Here is a 20,792-nt window from a genome sequence, read left to right on the forward strand (position 1 = left end):
ATGGCTGCACACGCGGATCACATGGCCGCGCACCGCGCGGTCATCTAGGAGCCTTGGACGCCTGAGAAATCAAGCGCCGTCTGTGTCTCGGTTTCCGACAGGCCCGCCGCCTTAGCCGCCGCCATCGCCTCGACAACGCCAGTCAGGGCGCGGGCACGTCCCCCGGCGTCATAAGCCTGTAACGGCTTCATTACGTCGATGCTGACCCTATCCCCCAGCTTCGCCGTGCATTCCTGAGCAATGCCCGCCGCGATGGGCTGGAGCATCCACTGTGCAAGGTGTCTCTGAGCCTCACGCACAACCGGACCAGCCGCCGCCGGATCGTTAAGCGCGGGCAGCACCCCGAATGCCTGTGAGATGGCGTCACGGGCCGCTGAGAGCGTCTCAGCCGTCATGGCGCGGGACAGGTCGGGCGACAGGTCCGACGGCTTCCAGTCGGTCACAGGGGACGGACCACCGGCTGCCGTGACGTTCACCGATTCGCGCAACAGCACGCGCCCCCGCTGGCCTCGGAAACTTCGGGCAAGCGATGTGTTATCCACGTCGGGATTTTCCGGCATCGGGGCGATCAGTGACCCCAGGGGCGCGGACTCGAAAGTCTCGGCAAGTGCATCCTCGACAGCGTGAAGCAAACCCGCCGTCAGACTTGCCCGTTTCAATGGGGCAGTGCCTCGCCAGGGCGAATGAACATCGGCCCCGATCTTGAAGTGCAGCACCTCGGCAGCGAGTACCGTGTCACTGCGACCGCCGCCCGTGTCGGGAATCGTGACCCGGTAAGCAGTCGGAATGCCGCCGCGCGTTGTCACATCAAACTCGGAGACGGGCACCAGCCGATCCCCACGAATGACGAACAGCGCCTCACCTCGAAGCCCTAACCCTCTAGCCGTAAGCGCCAAGTGTTCGGGCGTCAGCAGCGGTTCATCGGTTTCGGCCAGCGACAGGCCCGACTCCCACAAACTGATACAGCCCTGAGCCGTTGCCGTAAGTTCGGCAATGCCCCTGGTCCCCTTGATGGCGTCGTAACGAACACCCATCGCCAGGTCTGTGAAGGATTGTTCGCGCTTTTCGGTTTTATCGTCACTTACAGCCGTTGTAAGTGAGCCGCGTCCGAACAGCCTGCTAATCAAATTCATATACGCACCTGCAATTCGTAGTGACCGACGCTCGAACCGTAGTAGGCCGGATGAACCGAGATAATCTGATATTCCGTCCCGTCGACAATGAGCGTCGTGCCCTCATCATCGGTGCCGGTATGCGGCTCGACAGGCAGGTCATGGGCCGCAATGGACACCCGAAGGTCATGCACTTGAACCAGCGTGCCGTCGACATACTCTTGCGCGTATTCCATCGGCGGCGCACCGTTCACCGTGTAATCAACCGGCGGGCCGGGCGTCGGGTTCCATTCGTCGCCAGTCAGCGGCGTAACCCGATAGGTCATTTGCTGCCCCCATACCTCGAACAGCGCATCGGCCTTTTCGGCCAGGTCATCAAGACTCATGGCCGCCGGTAGTCCCTGAGCATGTCCGCCGCACCCGAGTATTGCAGCGCCCTTGCCTGCCACAAGGTCGGGCGGTCGGCTGTGTACTCTAGGCCGCTGCCGAACTTCACCGATTGATTGTTCACCGTCTTATACAGTTGCGCATCATCGGCCAGGTACTCAGCCAATCGGGTAAACGCCTCGACAACCGCTTCGGGCGGATCGTCCGTCGTGCCGACCGTCGCCGTAATGCGATAGGTGTAATCGTCCAGGTCATAGCCGAGCGGCGCATCATCAAGCGTCACCGATTCGTACTGTTCGCCGTCCCACTTTTCCGACGTGTCGATGGTGTATGGCGTTAACGGCGGAATGAAGTTGCCCGGCCCGATAACAGTCCAAATGACTTGACGTTCGCCGTAGCGGTAAGCAATCCAATCCTCGATACGCTTCCACAGCGCATCCTGATTAAGTGCCTGAGCAGCCGTAGACAGACCCGAGATGGTCGGGTAACTGGTCGGCGTGCCTTCGTCCTGTTTGATAATCATCGGTGACTAAACCACGTCTGTTTACCGAACTTCGCACGCGGCGTCAGGTTCCAGTTTCGGGACTCGACCTGGCTTTCGGAGTAAGCCGGGCGCGTCACGATTGAAAGCTCATACAGCAGCGCGGCATGAATGGTGCGAATCAACGCATCACCCTCTGACGGGTCTTCCTCTTCTACCGACTCGGCATTCGCCACGGCACGTTCGGGCGGAATGCGAAAGCCCGGAGACAAACCAACCGCAAGCCCAGCCGTCAGCAGCGCAAGTGCATCCCTGCCGTGTGACGTGTCCGCTACCTCTGGCGAGATACGCGCCTCGAACGTCAGGGCGTCATCACCGTCCGTAAGGGACAGCGAGCCTTGCAGCTTCGAGGCAAGCGGCTTGCCGTAGTCGTGACCGACCAACAGGTGTATATCCTCGTCAGGTGCATCGACCCGATGAGAAAAGGCACCCGGCGCGAATTGCTCTTTCCTAGGACGGCCACGACGGCCACCGTCTGAAATGGTGGCCGTCGAACCGTAGGGAAAGCGCCCAGTGAGGACGTGGGAGCCGTCAGGTTCCTGCCGAACCGTCAGGCCCCCTTCTGCAACGCCATGCAGCATTACTGTACGCCGGTCAGGACGTGAAGCTGTGCCGCGCGGCTAATCGTTACGTCCGCCGTCATCAGGCCCGTGAGACGAAGCCCACCGCTTGCCGCATCGCTGTACGGATCTCGGATCAGGTCAATCGCGCCCCAGGTGGCAACGAAGATCGGAGACACACCCCCGGCACTGGTCGTCAACAGCACATCCGTGTTGCTACTGGAATCCGGGTCATCCAGGGCATTGCTCGACATGACCACCGAGCCGACGTTATCAAGCAGCCGGTCATATTCGGTGATACCCGAACCGGCATCGAAAACCGAGCCGTCCAGGGAATCCCAAATCTCAGGCCGGATAAGCGTATTCACGGCAGACGGGCCGGATGCGGCATTGGCCTTGAGAAACTCGACAATGGCCGTTCGGAATGCCGACCAGCTAGCAGTGGCATTAACCGCCGTGCTGGTAATGCCATACGTACCGGCACCGTTAATCACGCCGAGCGGCTGCCCACTGGTACCGGCCCCCAGGAAAACCGCCTGGTCCAGCTTGGAGCCAATCGCCCCGCGCATGTCACGGCGCACGGCATCCTCGATACCGCCCGACTGTTTCAGCGTCCGGCGCGTCAGCTTCATTTGCACGCCGAGATTGTGTTCGGGCTTCAACGGGCGGTCGGTCGTTTCATACTTGGTCGCACTGGCGACGTTGCCCGTCTCGGACGAAGCCCAACCCGCCGATACGCTCGACGTGGTAACGGGATACTCGACTTGACCCGAGCCGATGTTAATCATGCGAGCGCCCATCTGCCCGGCAACACTGTTCGGGAACAGCCGGTCGATAATGGGGCGGGTCGATACCGGGTCCGGTACGCCAGACGCTACGGTTTCACCGGCTCGCGTTTCGAGCGCGGCAAACGGAATCGGAATGCCTCGATAACCTTCTTTCGAGCGCAGCTCTTCGACAACCTCAGCAGTCGCGCCACTAAGCGCCTGCCCTTCGTCAAGGTGGAGTGCAGCCTGTCGAACTTCAAAGTTCGCAATCAGGTTATCCCACTCCTTGCCCTCGCGGGTTTCTAGCTTGTTGTCCGCTTCCCGGCGTTCCTCATCTTCTGCGACCAGGGCCGCACGAAAACGGGACTCGTTACTCCGGTACTCACGATCAAGCTCATCCATCGACCGCGTTTCCTCTTCGGTCGGACCTTCCTTGCCAGCGAGTTCCGACAATTGCTGTCGAATCTCTGACTGACGCTTGCTGATTTGCGCGCTCTGCAACATACGCCAACACCTTTGTTTTGAATGGATTTAGGGCATTTTCCTAGTACTGTATAATTATACAGTATTTGTCAAGTTATTTCAGAAAATTCCGCCACTTCAAACGCTCGCCATCAAGCTCAGGAAAGCCCATTTCCCGGCGTGTTTTTTTGGAATGACACGACCCGCAAAGCACTTGAAGATTGTCCAGGTCGAAAGCACGATCAGGGGCATCACGTACCGGCTTGATATGGTCAACTTCCAGGCCGACACGTATGCCGCACTGCACGCACTGAAAGCCATCACGGCGCAATGCTTGAAGTCTCAGGGCAGGCCAGCGTCGATCCTTGCCGACTGCCCTAGACGGTCCCCTTAAACCCATTGCGGTTCGCGTGCCTTGACGTTGGGGCGTGCCTTGCGCCTTGCCCCTTCTGCCACAGCGAGAATTGCAGCAGCAGCCGCGTCGATTCGGCCTGTACTTCGACCCTTCGCCAACTTCTGATTGCCCGCCGGGTCTTGTAGCGTTACCGCGTCAGAGAATGCCGAGCGCAACAGCAGCGAAGGTGCCGACTGCACTTCCCCATCGAAGACGCCACGGCGGAAGCGTTCAACGTCTTCGGCACCATCCTTGAAGCCCTGCCCCCGCCATACCACGGGCACCCGTAGGCTGGCCGCTGCCATCGCCTCTTCGAACTCGGCCTGTCGGTAGCGGTCGGCAGTAAAGCAAGTGACCGGCGCGGTATCCAGTCGATCCATGATGGCGGTCAGGAATCCAGCGGCAGGCACGACACGATCCCCGAGCGTGATTAGCTCGCCACGGTCTTGCATCTCGACATAACGGTCGGAGACGCCATCACGCGCCCCACGGTCAGACAGTGACGGACTGGTCGGGAATGCTCCGAAGGTTTCTATCCTTCCAGTATTCGGCCAGTACAAAGCCGCTGCCGACATGGAAGCGCTGCCCCCCAGGTCAACACCGACCACACACCCGCCTTCCCGTGGCGGTAGCTCTGAGACTTCACAGTCCAGCCATTCATCGACGGTGATAAGCACGTTTCGGCTTTCACCACTGACGCGCTCGTTTCGGTTGTAGAGCCGGAAGCTCGACAAGGCAGACCCGCCCCGAGCAATGGCCCGGTTTGCTTGCGCCTTTAACCACGACACGCTCGAACCAATCCCGGCCTTTGCCCCTGGGTTTGCCTCTAGCAGTGAATCCATGTCATCAGCAGGCAGACCAGGTGCGGGTCTGTGTTCCTGCACATACGTTCCGGGCGGCGGATTGTCGAGCCAATGCGAGAATGAATGCGAATCCTCCGAAGCGCTGGTCGAAATAATCAACGCCTTGCCGTCTCGTTTGCCCAAACCCGAAAGCAAGGTGGCTTCCAGGTCATCCCCTTTTTCCGGCTGCCAGTGCCCGCGTTCATCCATCAGCACAAAGGTCGGAGCCGAGCCGAGCGCATTTTTGGCGTCCGCTGCAATGACCCGCAGAAGATGGCCCCCACCATCACCCTCGAACTCGACTTCGAGCCGTGGATTCCGGCGAATGGTGATCTGTTCGCGCAAGTCTTCGTCTAGCCCTTCGGTAAAACCGACAACGAAGTCGAACGCAATACGCGCCTGGTCCCTAGTCCGGGCTGCAATCAGTACCTCACGACGCGGCTGCCGATCCCACTTGCCGAGCAATGCCCCCAAGGCCAGGCCGGCAGACAAAGCCGACTTGCCGTTGCCGCGTCCGACAGACAGCACGCCAACCGAAGTGGACTTTTTGAGCGCACCTCGAATGAACTTCTTTTGGAACGTCGCCAGCTTCAACGTCTGGCCCGCCTTCGGTCCCTCTGGAACCTTGAGCGTCTCCACGAACTGGATTGCTGCCTTAGCTGCCGTCATAGGTGCCTCTTGTGAGTGAGTAAGAACAACCACCCCCCGCGACCCCCAGCGGAACCGCGCGTTTGGATATTGGGACCAATCACCGCGCTCTACGCAGACCACGAACGCGGAGCAGCGCTCGATACCCGACGCGGCATGTCCGACCTGTCGATGTGCGCACCACGATCTCGGACGGCGGCCTTAGCTCTTCGACTTGCACACGCCCAAGGGATTGCACGTCGGCGAGGTCGCCAACGTGCCATCCCGCAAGCTCGGTGGGCTTCCATTCCCCTAGCTCTGCCATTGCCTTTACCCCTCGCCTTTACCTGCGACTTCCTCGGCCAGCACTACACCTGCCGTTACTACCTTGTGCAGATTCTCAAGGCACACGCGCATCTTTTCCGCGTGATCTTCGTTAAACTTGCCGCCGTTCTTAGACTCGGCCTGTGCAACCTCGGCCACGTCATAGAGTCGCTTGGCATCCTCCTTGATGAGTTCCATCATCTCTTCAAACGTCGAACGCGTATATTGCTCACGGTCTGTCGGTACATTGCTCATATCAATTTCTCCTTTCTGCGCATTTGGCGCATTGGTTTAGTTGACTTGAACCGACGGCCACCCGCAAAAGAGCAGCCGTCGGCGCGGACATTTAGGTAGACTGATTGATGGGCATTCCGCATTGACAAGCGCCCAACCCCTAAAACTCTGCCATGACCCGAGCGTAACCCATTGAACCCGCTTTTTTTTCTGGGATGACTGGCGGGTACAGGTATAGGTATAGGTACTGGTACTGCTGGGGCGGTTATTGGCATTGGCCCGCCTCAACTGATTTGATTGCATCGACCACCGAGTACCGCAAGGCATCAGGCAATCGCCGCTGCCTGTAATCTATGGTCACAGTGCGCACCGATACGCGCAACACACAACTCCGAAGACGCGACAACGCGATACGGTCGGGCCGCTCCTTGTGCCCGGTCACAGTCACGAACTGTCGGTATAGCTCCTGACTGTGCCGCACCTTGAACGCACCATTCTTGCGCGGCTTTCCATTCAACGCCTTCACCCGGTAGGCTCGATATACCTTCGTCCCGTCATGTCCGCCCCCGATGATTCGGAACCAGACGTACACCTTCGGAGACTTGGCGAAGTACGCTGTCTCATGGTGCGTATATGCCGCCTGGTAATCACCAGGGGGAATCTGTGCCGGGGCATCGGATAGCTCAGCATATTGGATGGCCTTAACGCTACCCACGTTTGCCGATCCAAATCTTTCCGGCGTCGATGTCGCAGAGGACGCGGCAAACCGTATCCTGAAACCAGAAGTCGCACGCCTCAGTTGATCGGCACGGCACGGGCAGCACGCCCATATTCACAAGCCGTCGAAGCTCACTTATTCGCACCCCTAACAATTGCGCGAACACCACGTCGGGCGTATAATCAGCATTGCGTTTTCCCAAGCGCTCTCTGGCCTTCCCGCCTGTATGCCCACAGGCGGGGGCCAATTCCAAATTCCTCATTCAAGCCGCCTCCCCGCCGATGGTGTTTTGGCGGACGCGGCTTTCTATCCAGGCATCAAGATCAGTCAGGCGATACCGGACGGCTCGCCCCAGCTTTACAAACTGCGGGCCTTCGCCACGGCTTCGCCATGCTTCGAGGGTGGTATTTTGCAGCCCGAGATAACGGGCGGCTTCGATAGTGTCGAGAAAGGTTGTGTTGGTCATTTCCTGTCCTAGCGTGTTTGCCTAGGACAGAACCATACAGAGCCATAGCTGGGCTCTAAACAAAAAGCCTTTTCGTCACAAACCCTTTTTGTTCAGCCCGGCTTCTAGGCAGAAGACAGGTGTTCAGAGAGGTAGTATTGAATGTTTGAAGGCTGTTGTAGGTTTAGCGCGTCCAAGCAAAACCGGAACAGCTCCGCAAGCTCTGAATTGTTATTCTGCAATGGTGGTAAAGCCAGTACCCCAGACCGGACTCCATCGCAAAGGGCTTTCGCTACGAATCGCTCTAGGTGATTGGACTTCTGGCGCTTGCCTTTGGGGTCTAAATCATCCGCAATCTGTTTATAGAACTCGCTGAGATTGTCGAGTTCATGATATGCCGCGCTGGGATCGTGACCGTTCTTTGCTGCGCGATGAAGGCGCGGGGTCACTGTGTGGTTATAATCAAACCACTGTATTTTTTGGCGAAGCAAAGAAATGTCTTTGGCAATGTCGAGCGCATCATCCCTGCCAGCCCTGGAGCGATGAAGTCCCTTGCTTATTGAATACTGGCCAATGATAGCTTTAGCCAGAACCGTTTTTACATAGTGAGATTCCTCATCATCATCCATGCAAAGTTGTGACAATCGTTCTGACTGGCTATCGGGTAACTTTATCAATTGACCAATATCAAGTTCCGCTCCGGTGTCTAGTAACCCCTTCTCGAGTTGGGGTTCTTCGAGTACAGGAACCCCGCTATCCTGTCTAAGGTCGGGCGGAACTATTACGCCAATTTCAGTAATTGACGGCGTAACTGCATCCATCGGCCAAACGATTAGAAGTTCGCGTTCGGGGACAATGGACTGCATCGTTTCCCAAAGCTGAGAATAGTCAATCATGCTCGCTTGCCCCTCATGCTCACCACGTTATCGGCCTCGAACACGCGGCGCTGATCCTCGAAGTATTCCGCGATACGGTCGGCTTCGGGTTTGAGGTAGCGCACATCCGAAAGGTCGGTATAGTTCGCCAGTGTCACGTCGTGGTTCTGCTTATGGTTCATCAGTGCTTTGGTGCGCCACAATTCGACGTTACAGGCGGCAGCGACAGCGCGAAACGTGCGGCGTATATCGTGGGCCGTGACCGTGATTCCCGTTGCCTCTGCCAGCCGCTCAAGTTGGCCGCGCACATCGTTGATATGCCCCTTGCCCGACCGGGCCGGGAAAACATGATCGGAATCGCTGGCGCGCTCCCGGATGATGGCGGCGGCGGGGTCGGATAGGGGCAGGGTGACGCTCTCCCGGTTCTTGGTGTCGGTCAGTTCCAGGCTTTCGCCGTCCAAGTCGATTTGCTCCCATTTCAGGGATCGGGCCTCGCCAACTCTCAGGCCAGTGAGGGCGAGTAGGGCGATCAGGTCGGCGGCGGATTTGCTCACGGTCGTGAGGGCCGGGTCATTCCGCATCGCCTGGACGGCAGACCACCAGCCGCCGATCTTCTCAAGCGGGACGGCATTCGTCCGGGCCTTCACGCCTCGCAGAATTGAGGCATCCCGCAGCACCTTTACCGGGTTGTCGAGGATGATGGGGTTGCCTTCGGGGTCGCGGTACTTGGCCGCGGCATAATTGATGAGGGCGCGCAGGACGCGCATGGCTTGGTTCGCTTGCGCTACTGATCGCTTGCAGTGTTCCGAGTAGCGGCGCTGTACCAGCTCCCGGTCGATTTTGACAATGGGCCGCTTCTGCCAGTCCGAGAAAATGCCCGACAGGTGTTTCTCTATGTCGGCTTTGGTGGACTCTTTCAGCGGCAACCCCTTCGCAGTGCGGCGGTTTTCCTTGTAGTCCTCTGCTACCTCTCGAAGTGTGACGCTCAGTGCCTTCTGGTGCTGTTTCTCCGCTGACGGATCGACGCCTTTGGCCATGTCCCCCAATTCGGTCTTAGCCATCTTGCGGGCCTGGTCTGGCGTATAGGTGCCGTGCCTCCCGACGGTGACGCGGCGCGTCTTTCCGTTTACTCGCGCCTCGGCAATGTATGACATTGCGCCGGCAGCCGTGACGCGAAGGCCGAAGCCTCGAAGATCGGAATCCCAATAAAGCCGGTACCCGGAATCGGGCGGGGTGATCTTCTTGATCGCCGTCGAGTTGATCCTGATCGGGGCCGTTTTTGTCGCCATGCTGAAAGTCCCTTGATTTGCCGTGTAGGCACTGTGTAGGCAAACTCTGTCGGGTTCCATCTAAACCCATGGGACTATTCTAGGCGCTGTAAAGCCCTATGTATAGGGGTTTGTCAAAATTGGTCGGGTTCCATGTAGGCAGGTTATAGCCAGAAAATAGGGACTTAAAATCCCTCGGTGGAAACACCGTGCCGGTTCGAGTCCGGCTCCGGGCACCATCCATTCCTTTCGTTACGGGGCGTTGTCCGAATCTGCGTTGTGGCTGGCGCGGTAAACCTCGCTGCGCTTGTAGTTGTTGTAGGCGAATCGAACGATCACGGTACCCGCTGCGGCCACCGGCAGGGCGAGCAGGACGCCGGCGAACCCGAACAGCTGGCCACCGGCCATCACCGCGAAGATGACGAGTACCGGGTGCAGTCCGATGCGGTCGCCGACGAGCTTGGGCGTGAGTACGAAGCTTTCGATGAGCTGGCCGACGACGAAGACGATGCCGACCGACAGCAGGAACAGGAAGCTGAAATCCTGGATGACGGCGGTCACGCCGGCCAACAGCACCCCGATGATCGCGCCCAGGTAGGGCACGAAACTCACCAGTCCGGCGATCATGCCGATGGCAATGGCGTTGTTCAGTCCGACGATCCACAGGCCGATTGCGTAGATCAGGCCCAGGCTGATCATCACCATCAGCTGGCCGCGCAGGAATCCGCCCAGCGCCTCGTCGCAGTCTTCGGTCAGCTTGACGACGGTCGGCTCGATATTGCGCGGCAGAATGTCGCGAAGCGTGTCCATCAGTAGTCGCCAGTCCCGTAACAGGTAGAAGGTGACCAGCGGGACGAGCACCATGGAGGTCACCCACACCAGAAAGCGGCCGCCCGACTGGGTCATGACGCTGACCACGTTGCCCGCGGCACCGGCGATGTTGGAAAAGTATTCCTGAATCAGGTTGCGGGCGCGCTCGACATCGAAGGACTGGAGATTGATTTCCACCCCGAGCTGGGCTTCGATCCACGGCAGGACGTTTTTCTGGAAGGCGTCCAGGTAACCGGGGAGCCGGCCGAGAAAGTCCGCCACTTCGCGCACCAGTACAGGAATGACGATCAGCAGGACCACCACGATCAGCAAGAACGCCAGCAGGAAGACCAGCGAGACCGCGACGTCGCGCCGCATTCTCATGTCTTCGAGCCAGCCGACCATCGGATTGACGATGTAGGCGATGAGGATGCTGATGAAGAAAGGTGTCAGCACCGGACCCAGTAGCCAGACCAGCCAGCCGGCGAAGAGCAGGCTACCGATGATCCACGCGATCTGGTTGCGGCTGAGCGTGGGGAAGGGCGCTGATTCACGATCTGTCATGTTCCGGTTCCATTGGTCGGCCTGTGCGAATAGTGACAGTGCCGTCACCACCTTTCAACGCCCGGGTCCGACCGACGGACTTGCCGTTGCCGGTCCGCGCAGACGGAGGCGATCCGCGGACGACTCAGTCGTCGAAAATGTTGGCGTACAGGCCGCTTTCCGTACGAAACACGTTGCCACCGATGTAGCGATAGTGGGCGTCGAGGCTCCCGATTCTCTCGAGGTCGATGTCGTTCAGCTCGAGATCCCCGGCTTCGAGATTCTTTCGGATGTGATCCGGGTTGGTCGACTTGGGGATGACGGCGGTACCGCGGGCCAGGGCCCAGGCGATCAGAACCTGGGCGGGGGATACATCATGTTCTTCTGCAATCGCGCCGATCACGTCGTTGTCGAGAAGGGAGGGCTCGTCTTCGCTCTTCATGCTATCGGGCCGGTCGCTGCTGCCGAGCGGCGAATAGGCCGTGACCTGGATCGCGTGCTCGCTGCAGTAGGATAGGAGTTGCTCTTGCTGCAGGTAGGGGTGTAATTCGACCTGGATCATTTCGGGTCTCTCCAGCCCCTCGGCCGCCAGTTGCTCGAGCTTGTGCGCACTGAAATTGGAAACGCCGACGTGCCTGGCGAGACCCTGCTCGCGCACCCGAAGCATGGCGGCCCATGTGCCACTGACGGGCGCTTCATCGGGCGTCAGGAAATCGGATTCGCTTTCCGGAAAGCCCTCCAGGCCCGATCGAAAGGCCACCGGCCAGTGGATCAGGTACAGATCCAGGTAGTCGAGTTTGAGATCCGAAAGAGTCTTTTCCAGAGCCGGGGCGACGTCATCCTTCAGGTGAGCGTTGTTCCAGAGCTTGGAGGTGATATGAACATCTTCCCGCCGAATCTCGCCGCGGGAGAAGACGCGTTGCAATGCCTCGCCGACTTCGGCTTCGTTGCGATAGATCGCAGCGCAGTCGATATGGCGATAACCCGCTTCCAGTGCCTTCTCCACGGCCTGGCCTACCTCGCCCGGTTCGGCTTTCCAGGTACCCAGGCCGATCGCGGGAACGGTATCGCCATTGCTGAACTGTAGTGTCTTCATGATCAATGCGTCTTCGTGGCAAATGAACGCCGAGTTTAACGTCTCTGCGGAGCGTCGCGCTTGCATCGTCTCCGTTTTCCAGCACGCCCAGCGCCTGGCCGGCCCGCAGGGCCGCGAGCAAGAGCCCTGGCAGGTATAATCCGCCGCGATAGCCAGCCCCTTGTCCCGGGCGGATTCGTCCGGGCCAGATACACAGATTGAGGCCAGTATGTCCATCGATATCAACGTCAACTCCGAGATCGGTCCGCTCAAGACCGTGGTCGTGCACTCGCCGGGTCAGGAAATCGAAAACATGACGCCGCAGACGGCGGCCGAGGTGCTCTACGACGATATCCTCAATCTCGAGCTGGCTACGGGCGAGCATCGTCAGCTAAAGGGCGTGCTCGAACGGGTTTGCCGCACCATCGAGCTCAAGGACCTGCTGGCCGAGGTATTGGAAGACGGGCGGGTCTGCGAGGCGCTGGTGCAGGCGTTGTGCGATCTGTTCGACTCGCCGGAGGTGCGCGATGAGTTGCTGGACCTGTCGGCCGACGATCTGGCTCGGCAGCTGATCGAGGGCACGCCCAAGAAGCCGATCAGCCTGGAGAAGTTTCTCAGCCCGTCGCGCTACGCGATTCCGCCGTTGCCCAACACCTTTTTTACACGCGATGCGACGATGTGCGTCAACGACCGCATCATCATCGGCTCCATGGCTTTCCGGGCACGCATGGCCGAGGCGATGCTCCTCAAGGCGGTCTTCCGATATCACCCGGAAATTCATTCTTCCGGTTTCTATTTCGACGGCACCGACAATCGCAATTCCGAGGTCACGATCGAGGGCGGTGACCTGCTGGTGATCCGCGAAGACCTCGCCGTCATCGGGTACAGCGAGCGAACCTCGCTGGCTGGTATCGACCAGCTGATGCGATCGATCGCCTCGCAGGGGCCGATCAGCAATTTCATTGTCGTGGAGATTCCCAAGACGCGGGCGACGATTCACCTGGACATGATCTTCACCATGGTCGACCACGATAAGTGCGTGGTTTTTCCGCCCCTGATCACCGGCCGCGATCGCTCGCGCGCGTTTCACTGCGCATTCAATGGCGGCCCTGACTCGAAGATCACCGAGTACCGCGACGTGCTCAGCGCGCTGTCGGCCCTCGGCGTGGAACTGGCGCCGATCAACTGCGGCGGCGACCAGGAGTTCCACCAGGAGCGCGAGCAGTGGGCCAGCGGTGCCAACTTCTTCGCCTTCGGCCCGGGGCAGATCCTGGGTTACCGACACAATCGCTATACCCTCGAAGCGCTCGATCGGGCCGGGTTCAGCGTCATCGACGCCCCTGAACTGATCGAGGGCAGGCGCAGCATCGATGCCGACGAGCGCGTGGTCGTGACCATTGGCGGCGCGGAACTCTCGCGCGGCGGGGGTGGTTGCCGCTGCATGACCATGCCGGTGGCGCGGGCGTCTATTGACTGAACGTCGAAGCTTGACCCCGATCAAGACGGCCTTTGGCCTGTGACGATAATCTGTCATTATTGAAGGATTCGTTTCGCCGCTTGATTACCGAGGGAGCGCGGCATGGTGGACTACCGAAGCAACCGTGTGATCAGGCACGGCAGCGTTGCGGCCCTGGTGGCTCTGGCTTGGGTGTCTCTGCTGCTGGCCACGGCGGGGCAGGCTGATCCCGGCGAGTCATCGAGCGAGAACGACGCCCGCACCTGCCTGATGTGCCATGGTGAGAATGCACCCCTGCCTGCCGCGGATATCCTCCATTCGAGCCATGCAGGGCTGTTCGGAAACGACGGAAAGGCTTGCGCGGCCTGTCACGGGCCCAGCCGGGACCACCTTGCAGTCCAGGAGGACGGAACGCGCCCGCTTCCGGATAGGCCTTTCGGGCAAGCGGATGTCACGGAGCAGGCCAATGCCGCCTGCATGAGCTGCCACAGCGACCAGGTCGGGCCGCACTGGACCGGAAGTGCGCACGAATTCGAAGAACTCGCCTGTACCGACTGTCACGCGGTGCACTCGTCCGATGGGGACCCCGCGCTCGATGCCGCTCGCCAGGCTGAAACCTGCTTCGATTGTCATGAGCGCGAACGCGTCGAATTCTTGCGCTCGCATCGCCACCCCGTCGGCAGCGGCTCCTTCAGCTCCGACACCGGTCTGCTGGCTTGTAGCGACTGCCATGCTGCCCACGGCAGCGTCTCGGTAGCGAGCCTCAATCGAACGACGCTCAATGAAACCTGCTACGACTGCCACGCCGAGTTGCGCGGGCCGTTCCTGTGGGAGCACGCGCCGGTGAGAGAGGATTGCAGCAGTTGCCATCTTCCTCACGGGGGCATTCATGACGCCCTGCTGCGCCAGCGCCCGCCGCAGCTTTGCCAGCAGTGCCACTTGGCGCAGTTCCATCCGAGTACGGCTCGAAGCGGCACCGGCCTGCCGCCGAACGGCGCCGATCCCAACCTGCTCGGGCAGTCGTGCATGAACTGTCATACCGCCGTGCACGGCTCCAATCATCCGTCCTCGCCGGGGTTCACACGATAGTCGCCATGAAAAGCCGCTTGCCCCGGTTCATGCTCGCAATTGCCCTGGCAGTCTCGGCCGGCGCGATGCCGGCTTTCGGCGATGTACCCCGCCTATTCGGTGATATCGACCTGGGCCTGGCCTGGCTGGACGAGGACGCCGATCGCCTGGGTCGCTTTTCCGGCCTCGATGGGAATGGGTTCACGCCGCTTCTTTCGTTCTCGATTGAGCGCCGCCCCGACGATCCGAACGAATGGGTCATGCGGTTGGAAGGGGCCCGGCTGGGCCTGGATTCGAGGCGCCTGTACTTCCGCGCCGACCGCGGGGGCCGGCAGGGTCTTTCGTTGAGCTGGCGCGAGTTTCCGGCCTGGCGCCTGTCCGGCGGACGAACACCGTTTACGCTCGATCCGACCGGCCGCCATGTCCTTCCGGCCGATTGGCCGGGCCTGGAGAGCACGGCCGATCTGTCGGCAGCCGGAGTGGAACTGAATCCAGTCGACATCCGCTCGCATCGAGAGCGACTCGACCTGGGGTTCAGGCAGCGCTTTCGCGATCGCTGGCGGATCGAGGTGGACGCCAGCGAAGAACGCCGCGACGGCAATCGGCTGATCGGCGCGATCTTCGGCTACACCGGGGGCAACCCGCGGGGCATGCTGCTGCCGGCCGTCGTCGACGACACGACGCAGCGCATCGAAAGCCGCCTGACCTACAGCGATCCGGACGGCCACCAGCTCGGGCTGGCGTGGTCCGGGTCCTTCTACCGCAACGACCGCAACGCGATCGAGTTCGACAACGCCTTTACGCGTCACCCCCAGTGGGCGCCCGGGACGGGTCACCCCGAAGGTTCGGGAAGCCTGGCCGATCATCCCGACAACACGGCGCAACAGCTGAGGGCTTTTGGTTCCTGGATCCTGGGTAAGCAGACCCGCCTGGGGGCTGATCTTGCCTACGGCCGGATGCGTCAGAATGACCTTTTGCTGCCCTATACCATCAATGCCGCGCTCGAAATCGACCAGCCCCTGCCGGTTGCGCGCCTCGACGCGGAGATGCTCACGACCCTGGTCAATCTCCGCCTGACAACGCGTTTGTTCGAGCGGGGGAACCTGGTTTTCAACTACCGCTTTGACGACCGGGATAATCGCACGCCGTCGCTGGTGTGGCGCATCGTAAGCGGCGATTCGCAGAACCAGCGCCCGCCCGCCGAGTCGCGAATCAATCTGCCCTACAGCCTGCAACGCCAGACCCTGGATGTCGACGGCCGCTGGCGACTGGCCGGTCATCAGCGCCTGGTGGGCGGGCTCGAATTCAGGCGTGAGGACCGCGATGACTTCGCCGAGGTCGTCCGGCTCAACGAGTGGGGTGGCGATATGGGTTGGCGCGGTCGGTGGGGGCAAGCGACCCGTTTGCGCATCGATGTCGAGCATGTCGTGCGCCGCTTCGACGAGTATCGGGGCAGGGCGCCGTTCCGTGCCGGTCGCCTGCCGGGCAGCGTGGACGCGGACGACTTCGAGAACCATCCCGAGCTGCGTAAGTACAACGTGGCCGATCGCGATCGGACGGGTGTGAGGCTGCGAATGGACGCTCAGCCGACGGCGCGGCTGAGCCTGGGTCTGGGTGCGCGTTACAACCTTGACGACTACGACGATGCCCGGTTCGGGCTTGACCGGGCCGAGGTGCGTACGTTCAATGCCGATTTCGGCTGGCAGCTGGCTCGCCGGGTCTCCCTCAGCGGCCTGCTTTCCAGCGACCGCTACGAGGCAGAGCAGTCCGGGCGCGACTGGCCGGGCTTCGCGCCCGACCTGGCATTCGATCCGTCGAGGAACTGGCGGGCCAGCCACGACGATCGCATCGAGACCGCCAGCCTGTCACTGGCCTGGCAGGATGCGACTTTTGCCAGGCGCGCCATCGGCTCACTGGGGCTGAACGGCAGCGTGGACCTCGGCGCCGACTTCGTGCACGTACGCGCCCGCGGCGATATCGATGTGTGGGCGGCCGAAGGGTTGACGGTTGAACCGCTGCCGGAAACCCTGAGCCGGCGCCGCGCATGGGCCGCCTGGGCGCGCTACCGCATGCCCGCGGGCTGGCGCTTCGAGCTGCGCGTTGAACACGAACGCTACCGTTCGCGCGATTACGCATTCGACCAGGTGGATGTCGACAGCGTGGCCAACCTGTTGCTGCTCGGCCAGCCGGCGCCGAACTATTCGGTCACGGCGGTGCTGGCGACGGCCAGCTACCGCTTCTGATCCTTCAGTTCTCTTCCTCGGCCAGTTTGCCGATGCGATATTGCTCGGCCATCTGCCAGGCCCGCTCGGAATGATCGCTGCCATAGCCCTTGGTGCGCATGCCATGGGTCGCTTCCTTGCCGCACCAGGATTCGAGTACCGACGGGGGCGTGGGGTGCTGGTCGATGTAGTCGGTGAAGTCGTAGACCGTGCCTTCTATGGCCATCCAGCAATCGTCGAGCGTGTCGTGCTCGGCCACTTCGGCCAGGCTGTAAGTGGCCGAATCATGCTTGCCGTCGCCGGCCCTGGCGTCGGGTGTCAGTGCATCGAGCGCGACGATCGTCAGGGCCGAGGCCCAGAAGCCGATGAACACGGTATAAACAAACTGTTTCATAGCAGTTCGAACTCCTCGCTGTTGATTCTCGATGATGGCACATCGGCGTTTGATGCATGTTGCCGAACGAGCCGATTGAGCGGGGACGGACCGCAGACGTAAATCTCCCGTCCGGTCCAGTCCGGGCAGACCGCTTCGAGGTAGTCGGTGGACAGCGGTCCCTCGCGGTAGAAGCGATGAAACTGCAGGTTGAAGCCGATGATACGACTGGCCAAATCCCGCAATTCTTCGCCGTAGATCTCCCGCGCCTCGTCCTGCACGCAGAAAATCATGCATACGTCAGCCGATTCACCGAGCCGGTGGAAATGGCGCATTCGCGCCAGAAACGGCGTCACGCCGATACCGCCGGCAACCCACAGTTCCGGATTAGCGACGCGGTCGGGCGATTTGAAGAAACGCCCGTAAGGCCCTTCCACGCGGGCGGGTGTGCCGGGCTGTACGTCTGCGGCCGCCCGGCTGGCGTCGCCGAGCGCCTTGATGGTGATGCGGAGCCGATCCTCGCCGGGTGCCGAGGAGATGGTGTAGGGGTGCTCCTCCTTGCAGCCGGCCGCCAGCGCCCGGTCGTGAAGCGTCAGGTAGACGAAGTTGCCGGCTTCGTGCCTCAGGTTTCGGTGAACGGGTTCAAGAACAAGCTCGACCACGTTGTTGGCCACCGGCGTCACTTCATCGATGGTGTACTTGAGGCCGCCCACCCGGCGTGAAAAAACGAACCGCCAGGCAACAGCGCTGACGGCGAGTAGCGCGAAGATCGACCAGATCGTGATATCGAGCCACTGAGGCAGGCCGCGTGAAAGCCAGAAATTGTGGATCAGGGCGAGCGCCACCGCCGGCCCGGCCAGGCTATGAACCTTCTTCCATCGCTCGTAGTTCGGGTGACCAAAAAACGAGAAGCTCGGTGCCAGAAAGATCATCATCAGGATGAGCGCGGCCCAGCCGCTCCAGCTGGCAAGATCGGAAGCCGGCGGGAACAGGGTCGCGGCGGCCGCGGAAACGCTCGTGCCGGCTGCCGCGAGCGCAAGCAGGAGCGGGTGCAGGAGCAAAAGGATCAGAGACCAGGCGCCGAGCAGATGGTGCGTCCGCCACAGCCGGGTCAGACCGCCGAAGGGGCGGTCAAAGCCGGGCACTCGTGCGCTGAGTATCGCGGCCAGCAACAGCATCGAAAGGCCCGCCACGCCCGCCAGCCGTCCGGCAGTGTTGAGCAGGGCGGTCGTCGAAGCGAATTGCCCGGCCTTCAGGTTGGCGATGAACAGCAGTGAAGGCAGCATGGCGGCGAGCCATACCAGACGATGGGCGGTTCGGGCCGACATGCAGTAGTCTCCTGGAAGCGCTCTTGGACAAGACCAATGTAACAGAGCCCTGGAACGGCCATGCTTGCAACATGGAGGCTAAGTCCCTTGGCCCTTACTCGGTTCCGTGTCTCTCGTTACGCGCAGAATCGCGCCGGCGCTTTCATCCGTAAGCAGGTAAAGCGCGCCGTCCGGCCCCACCACCACGTCGCGCAAGCGTTGGCCGAGCTTCAGTCCCAGTGGTTCGTCGGAGACGACTTCATCGTTTTCGAGCACGATGCGGCGGATCGTCTTCTCGACCAGGCTGGCGACGAGGAGATCGCCGCGCCATTCGGGAAACATTTCGCCCTCGTAGCGGCTCATTCCCGCCGGGGCGATGGACGGCGTCCAGTCGAGGAGTGGATCGGTCATTCCCGGGCGGGTGGTGTAGGGCGTTACGCGAGCGCCGGAGTAGTCCACGCCGTGGGTGGCGATCGGCCAACCGTAGTTTTCGCCGGCGCGGATGATATTGAGCTCATCGCCGCCGCGTGGTCCGTGTTCGTGCGACCAGATTCGTGCATTTGTGGGATCGACGACCAGGCCTTGCGGGTTGCGGTGACCCCACGAAAAGATTTCCGGCAGCGCATCTTCTCGGTCCACCAATGGGTTGTCGGCCGGCACGCTGCCGTCGTCATTGATGCGGATGATCTTGCCCAGATGGCTGTCGAGCCGCTGGGCGTGCTCGCGGTAGTCGAATCCGTCGCCGATGCTGACCAGCAGACTGCGGTCCGGCAGGAAGGCTATCCGGCCGCCGTAATGGACCGGTGTGTCCTTCATTGGCACGGCCGTGAACAGCGTTTGCCCGTCCGTCCATCGCCCGTCGGCGAGCCGGCCGCGAACGACGCGCGTGGCGTTGGCCGAGGGCGCTCCGTGGGCCAGCGTCAGGTAGATCCAGCCGTTGTCGTCGTAGTCGGGATGCAGGGCCAGGCCCATCAGGCCGCCCTGGCTGTCCGCGTAGACTTCGGGAAGCCCTTCAACGGGTTCCTCGAGCAGTCGGCCGTCGGCATCGGTGATGCGCAGCCTCCCCGGGCGCTCGGTGACCAGTGCGCGGCCATCGGGCAGAAAGACCAGCGACCAGGGGTGTTCGAGCCCGCCGGCGAAGGACTCGACCTTGAACGTCGCCTGTGCGCGAAGGTCCGCGGAAAGAAGCATCAGCGCGGCCAGCGAAAGGATCAGGGCAAGCTTCGAGAGGTTCATGGAACGCAAGATAGCAGACTGACGCCGCGCGGCTGGTAATCTGTCAGTGTCATAGACTGAACAAGGCATGATTGATGAAGGCTCTCAGGTGGTTTCTTGCCTGGCTGGCGGCGGTGTTGGTAACCGCCGCGCTGGGCAGTATCGTCCAGACACAGATCAATCTCGCCCGCATCGCTGAACTGGGCGTTTCGGTCTCTCTCTCCGAGCGTCTGGAAACCACGCTTGCCGACCTGTTCGGTTTTGCGCCGCTGTGGGCCATCATCGTTGCGGCCGGGCTGCTGGTGGCCCTGCTGGTCGCCGATGGCATCTCGCGCCGTTGGCCTTTCTCGACAACGGGGTTGCACGTATTGGCGGGCTTCCTGGCACCGGTGGTCGCTTTGCTGGTGATGGACGCCATGCTGCCGGTCACGGCGATCGCAGCCGCGCGCACTTGGTCGGGCGTGTTCCTGATCGGGCTCCCGGGCGCTGTCGGCGGCTGGATTTACCTTCGCCAGTTCACTCAGCGGCAGAAGGGCCAGACCTTCCACCAGGCGGCACAGCGGAATTCGTCCTCGCATGACGGCAGCTGACGCGCGTACCGGTCGGCGCGATCGGCGACCTCGCGGGCGGTCTGCTGCACCTTGGGCTTGTCGCGCCAGCTGCGGCGCTCGTAGCCGGTACGGCCCTCGTGATAGGCGAGGTACAGCTTGTAGGCGTCGTTGCGCGGGATGCCGAGCCGCCGGTGGCTGGTGTAGTTGTACCAGCCGATGAAGTCCAGGGCATCTTCCATGTCGGCGCGGCTGGTGAACCAGGCCGAGCGGCCGGTCATCTCGAGATAGTCCTGCCAGGCCGGATCCTGGGCCTGGGCATAACCGGATGCCGACGAGGGTCGTCGCCAGGGAATGAAGCCCAGCAGCTTCGTGCGCGGCGGTCTGACCCGCGCCCGGAACGAGGACTCGCGCTGGACGATGGCCATCTGCACGGGGATTGGCACGCCCCAGCGGCGTTCACTTTTGTAGGCATGGTCATACCAGCCCGGTTCCTGCTCGAAGATCTCGCAGAGGTTGTCTTGTCGCTTGGGTGGCGTCGTCGCGCATCCGGACAACACCATTGCCGAGAGGGTGATCAGCGAGAGACGAACGAACAGGGTCATGCTTCCGATTCTAC

At 61.3% G+C, this 20,792-nt stretch carries 21 protein-coding genes and 1 tRNA gene; 5 read left to right on the top strand and 17 right to left on the bottom strand.

All coding sequences use genetic code 11. The features are described 5' to 3' along the window. Positions 1-44 precede the first annotated feature (44 nt). The 11 genes from ACDC66_RS03885 to ACDC66_RS03935 form a co-directional block, all read right to left on the bottom strand. Positions 45-1,133: a phage portal protein gene (locus tag ACDC66_RS03885; protein ID WP_376695360.1), complete on the bottom strand. Its 1,089-nt coding sequence runs from the start codon at positions 1,131-1,133 to the stop codon at positions 45-47. Continuing rightward, the gene (locus ACDC66_RS03890; RefSeq protein ID WP_376695361.1) at positions 1,130-1,498 is read right to left on the bottom strand and encodes a hypothetical protein; all 369 of its coding nucleotides are present in this window, start codon (positions 1,496-1,498) and stop codon (positions 1,130-1,132) included. The genes ACDC66_RS03885 and ACDC66_RS03890 overlap by 4 nt, the downstream gene beginning before the upstream one ends. Continuing rightward, a complete protein-coding gene (locus ACDC66_RS03895; RefSeq protein ID WP_376695362.1) occupies positions 1,495-2,022 on the bottom strand; it encodes a hypothetical protein in 528 nt (175 codons plus the stop codon). The genes ACDC66_RS03890 and ACDC66_RS03895 overlap by 4 nt, the downstream gene beginning before the upstream one ends. Continuing rightward, positions 2,019-2,621 (bottom strand): HK97 family phage prohead protease, encoded by a 603-nt coding sequence (locus tag ACDC66_RS03900; RefSeq protein ID WP_376695363.1) that lies wholly within the window; start codon positions 2,619-2,621, stop codon positions 2,019-2,021. Before ACDC66_RS03900 ends, ACDC66_RS03895 begins: the two co-directional genes overlap by 4 nt. Next, positions 2,621-3,871, bottom strand: a complete 1,251-nt coding sequence (locus ACDC66_RS03905) for a phage major capsid protein (RefSeq protein ID WP_376695364.1) — start codon at positions 3,869-3,871, stop codon at positions 2,621-2,623. Before ACDC66_RS03905 ends, ACDC66_RS03900 begins: the two co-directional genes overlap by 1 nt. Before the next feature lie 73 nt (positions 3,872-3,944). Next, entirely contained in the window at positions 3,945-4,229 is a 285-nt protein-coding gene (locus ACDC66_RS03910; protein WP_376695365.1) for an HNH endonuclease, read from the bottom strand. Continuing rightward, on the bottom strand, positions 4,220-5,734 hold the full coding sequence (locus ACDC66_RS03915) for a terminase TerL endonuclease subunit (RefSeq protein WP_376695366.1): 1,515 nt from the start codon (positions 5,732-5,734) through the stop codon (positions 4,220-4,222). The genes ACDC66_RS03910 and ACDC66_RS03915 overlap by 10 nt, the downstream gene beginning before the upstream one ends. Positions 5,735-6,022: 288 nt before the next feature. Continuing rightward, positions 6,023-6,271 carry a hypothetical protein gene (locus tag ACDC66_RS03920; protein ID WP_376695367.1) on the bottom strand — a complete coding sequence of 83 codons (249 nt, stop codon included), beginning with the start codon at positions 6,269-6,271 and terminating at the stop codon, positions 6,023-6,025. A gap of 959 nt (positions 6,272-7,230) precedes the next feature. Next, a complete protein-coding gene (locus tag ACDC66_RS03925; protein WP_376695368.1) occupies positions 7,231-7,434 on the bottom strand; it encodes a helix-turn-helix transcriptional regulator in 204 nt (67 codons plus the stop codon). 104 nt (positions 7,435-7,538) lie between these two features. Then, entirely contained in the window at positions 7,539-8,309 is a 771-nt protein-coding gene (locus ACDC66_RS03930) for a hypothetical protein (RefSeq protein WP_376695369.1), read from the bottom strand. Then, a complete protein-coding gene (locus ACDC66_RS03935; RefSeq protein WP_376695370.1) occupies positions 8,306-9,577 on the bottom strand; it encodes a tyrosine-type recombinase/integrase in 1,272 nt (423 codons plus the stop codon). The genes ACDC66_RS03930 and ACDC66_RS03935 overlap by 4 nt, the downstream gene beginning before the upstream one ends. Positions 9,578-9,698: 121 nt before the next feature. Here ACDC66_RS03935 and ACDC66_RS03940 point away from each other — a divergent pair. After that, a tRNA-Leu gene (locus tag ACDC66_RS03940) sits at positions 9,699-9,795 on the top strand. Between the two features lie 13 nt (positions 9,796-9,808). Here the strand turns inward: ACDC66_RS03940 and ACDC66_RS03945 are convergent. Both ACDC66_RS03945 and ACDC66_RS03950 read right to left on the bottom strand, forming a co-directional pair. After that, the gene (locus tag ACDC66_RS03945) at positions 9,809-10,930 is read right to left on the bottom strand and encodes an AI-2E family transporter (protein ID WP_376695371.1); all 1,122 of its coding nucleotides are present in this window, start codon (positions 10,928-10,930) and stop codon (positions 9,809-9,811) included. 124 nt (positions 10,931-11,054) lie between these two features. Further along, positions 11,055-12,005 carry an aldo/keto reductase gene (locus tag ACDC66_RS03950; protein ID WP_376695372.1) on the bottom strand — a complete coding sequence of 317 codons (951 nt, stop codon included), beginning with the start codon at positions 12,003-12,005 and terminating at the stop codon, positions 11,055-11,057. A 208-nt stretch (positions 12,006-12,213) separates the two neighbouring features. Here ACDC66_RS03950 and ACDC66_RS03955 point away from each other — a divergent pair, with 208 nt between their 5' ends. The 3 genes from ACDC66_RS03955 (at position 12,214) to ACDC66_RS03965 (ending at position 16,751) form a co-directional block, all read left to right on the top strand. Continuing rightward, positions 12,214-13,461: an arginine deiminase gene (locus tag ACDC66_RS03955; RefSeq protein ID WP_376695373.1), complete on the top strand. Its 1,248-nt coding sequence runs from the start codon at positions 12,214-12,216 to the stop codon at positions 13,459-13,461. A 102-nt stretch (positions 13,462-13,563) separates the two neighbouring features. Beyond that, positions 13,564-14,529 (top strand): DmsE family decaheme c-type cytochrome, encoded by a 966-nt coding sequence (locus tag ACDC66_RS03960; protein ID WP_376695374.1) that lies wholly within the window; start codon positions 13,564-13,566, stop codon positions 14,527-14,529. Positions 14,530-14,534: 5 nt separating this feature from the next. Further along, on the top strand, positions 14,535-16,751 hold the full coding sequence (locus ACDC66_RS03965) for an MtrB/PioB family decaheme-associated outer membrane protein (RefSeq protein ID WP_376695375.1): 2,217 nt from the start codon (positions 14,535-14,537) through the stop codon (positions 16,749-16,751). Positions 16,752-16,755: 4 nt separating this feature from the next. On the opposite strand, the gene ACDC66_RS03970 is transcribed toward ACDC66_RS03965, so the two are convergent. The 3 genes from ACDC66_RS03970 to ACDC66_RS03980 form a co-directional block, all read right to left on the bottom strand. Next, entirely contained in the window at positions 16,756-17,124 is a 369-nt protein-coding gene (locus ACDC66_RS03970) for a cytochrome b5 domain-containing protein (RefSeq protein WP_376695376.1), read from the bottom strand. After that, positions 17,121-18,431, bottom strand: a complete 1,311-nt coding sequence (locus ACDC66_RS03975; RefSeq protein WP_376695377.1) for a ferredoxin reductase family protein — start codon at positions 18,429-18,431, stop codon at positions 17,121-17,123. Before ACDC66_RS03975 ends, ACDC66_RS03970 begins: the two co-directional genes overlap by 4 nt. Before the next feature lie 78 nt (positions 18,432-18,509). Beyond that, complete coding sequence (locus ACDC66_RS03980) at positions 18,510-19,646, bottom strand: PQQ-dependent sugar dehydrogenase (RefSeq protein ID WP_376695378.1); 1,137 nt, start codon at positions 19,644-19,646, stop codon at positions 18,510-18,512. Positions 19,647-19,720: 74 nt separating this feature from the next. On the opposite strand from ACDC66_RS03980, the gene ACDC66_RS03985 reads away from it, so the two are divergent. Continuing rightward, positions 19,721-20,215, top strand: a complete 495-nt coding sequence (locus ACDC66_RS03985; protein ID WP_376695379.1) for a hypothetical protein — start codon at positions 19,721-19,723, stop codon at positions 20,213-20,215. Here the strand turns inward: ACDC66_RS03985 and ACDC66_RS03990 are convergent. Next, positions 20,146-20,778: a transglycosylase SLT domain-containing protein gene (locus ACDC66_RS03990; RefSeq protein WP_376695380.1), complete on the bottom strand. Its 633-nt coding sequence runs from the start codon at positions 20,776-20,778 to the stop codon at positions 20,146-20,148. The genes ACDC66_RS03985 and ACDC66_RS03990 overlap by 70 nt on opposite strands. Positions 20,779-20,792 lie beyond the last annotated feature (14 nt).

It is taken from the genome of Wenzhouxiangella psychrophila (assembly GCF_042310375.1).
In the GTDB taxonomy this organism is placed as follows: Bacteria; Pseudomonadota; Gammaproteobacteria; order Xanthomonadales; family Wenzhouxiangellaceae; genus Wenzhouxiangella.

Excerpts from the sequence above, each read along its gene's own strand:
- ACDC66_RS03950 (WP_376695372.1), bottom strand. The coding sequence starts at position 12,005 with ATGAAGACACTACAGTTCAGCAATGGCGATACCGTTCCCGCGATCGGC.
- ACDC66_RS03895 (WP_376695362.1), bottom strand. The coding sequence starts at position 2,022 with ATGATTATCAAACAGGACGAAGGCACGCCGACCAGTTACCCGACCATC.
- ACDC66_RS03905 (WP_376695364.1), bottom strand. The coding sequence starts at position 3,871 with ATGTTGCAGAGCGCGCAAATCAGCAAGCGTCAGTCAGAGATTCGACAG.
- ACDC66_RS03930 (WP_376695369.1), bottom strand. The coding sequence starts at position 8,309 with ATGATTGACTATTCTCAGCTTTGGGAAACGATGCAGTCCATTGTCCCC.
- ACDC66_RS03980 (WP_376695378.1), bottom strand. The coding sequence starts at position 19,646 with ATGAACCTCTCGAAGCTTGCCCTGATCCTTTCGCTGGCCGCGCTGATG.
- ACDC66_RS03885 (WP_376695360.1), bottom strand. The coding sequence starts at position 1,133 with ATGAATTTGATTAGCAGGCTGTTCGGACGCGGCTCACTTACAACGGCT.
- ACDC66_RS03935 (WP_376695370.1), bottom strand. The coding sequence starts at position 9,577 with ATGGCGACAAAAACGGCCCCGATCAGGATCAACTCGACGGCGATCAAG.
- ACDC66_RS03965 (WP_376695375.1), top strand. The coding sequence starts at position 14,535 with ATGAAAAGCCGCTTGCCCCGGTTCATGCTCGCAATTGCCCTGGCAGTC.
- ACDC66_RS03925 (WP_376695368.1), bottom strand. The coding sequence starts at position 7,434 with ATGACCAACACAACCTTTCTCGACACTATCGAAGCCGCCCGTTATCTC.
- ACDC66_RS03955 (WP_376695373.1), top strand. The coding sequence starts at position 12,214 with ATGTCCATCGATATCAACGTCAACTCCGAGATCGGTCCGCTCAAGACC.
- ACDC66_RS03960 (WP_376695374.1), top strand. The coding sequence starts at position 13,564 with ATGGTGGACTACCGAAGCAACCGTGTGATCAGGCACGGCAGCGTTGCG.
- ACDC66_RS03975 (WP_376695377.1), bottom strand. The coding sequence starts at position 18,431 with ATGTCGGCCCGAACCGCCCATCGTCTGGTATGGCTCGCCGCCATGCTG.
- ACDC66_RS03970 (WP_376695376.1), bottom strand. The coding sequence starts at position 17,124 with ATGAAACAGTTTGTTTATACCGTGTTCATCGGCTTCTGGGCCTCGGCC.
- ACDC66_RS03915 (WP_376695366.1), bottom strand. The coding sequence starts at position 5,734 with ATGACGGCAGCTAAGGCAGCAATCCAGTTCGTGGAGACGCTCAAGGTT.
- ACDC66_RS03985 (WP_376695379.1), top strand. The coding sequence starts at position 19,721 with ATGAAGGCTCTCAGGTGGTTTCTTGCCTGGCTGGCGGCGGTGTTGGTA.
- ACDC66_RS03900 (WP_376695363.1), bottom strand. The coding sequence starts at position 2,621 with ATGCTGCATGGCGTTGCAGAAGGGGGCCTGACGGTTCGGCAGGAACCT.
- ACDC66_RS03945 (WP_376695371.1), bottom strand. The coding sequence starts at position 10,930 with ATGACAGATCGTGAATCAGCGCCCTTCCCCACGCTCAGCCGCAACCAG.
- ACDC66_RS03990 (WP_376695380.1), bottom strand. The coding sequence starts at position 20,778 with ATGACCCTGTTCGTTCGTCTCTCGCTGATCACCCTCTCGGCAATGGTG.
- ACDC66_RS03890 (WP_376695361.1), bottom strand. The coding sequence starts at position 1,498 with ATGAGTCTTGATGACCTGGCCGAAAAGGCCGATGCGCTGTTCGAGGTA.
- ACDC66_RS03920 (WP_376695367.1), bottom strand. The coding sequence starts at position 6,271 with ATGAGCAATGTACCGACAGACCGTGAGCAATATACGCGTTCGACGTTT.
- ACDC66_RS03910 (WP_376695365.1), bottom strand. The coding sequence starts at position 4,229 with ATGGGTTTAAGGGGACCGTCTAGGGCAGTCGGCAAGGATCGACGCTGG.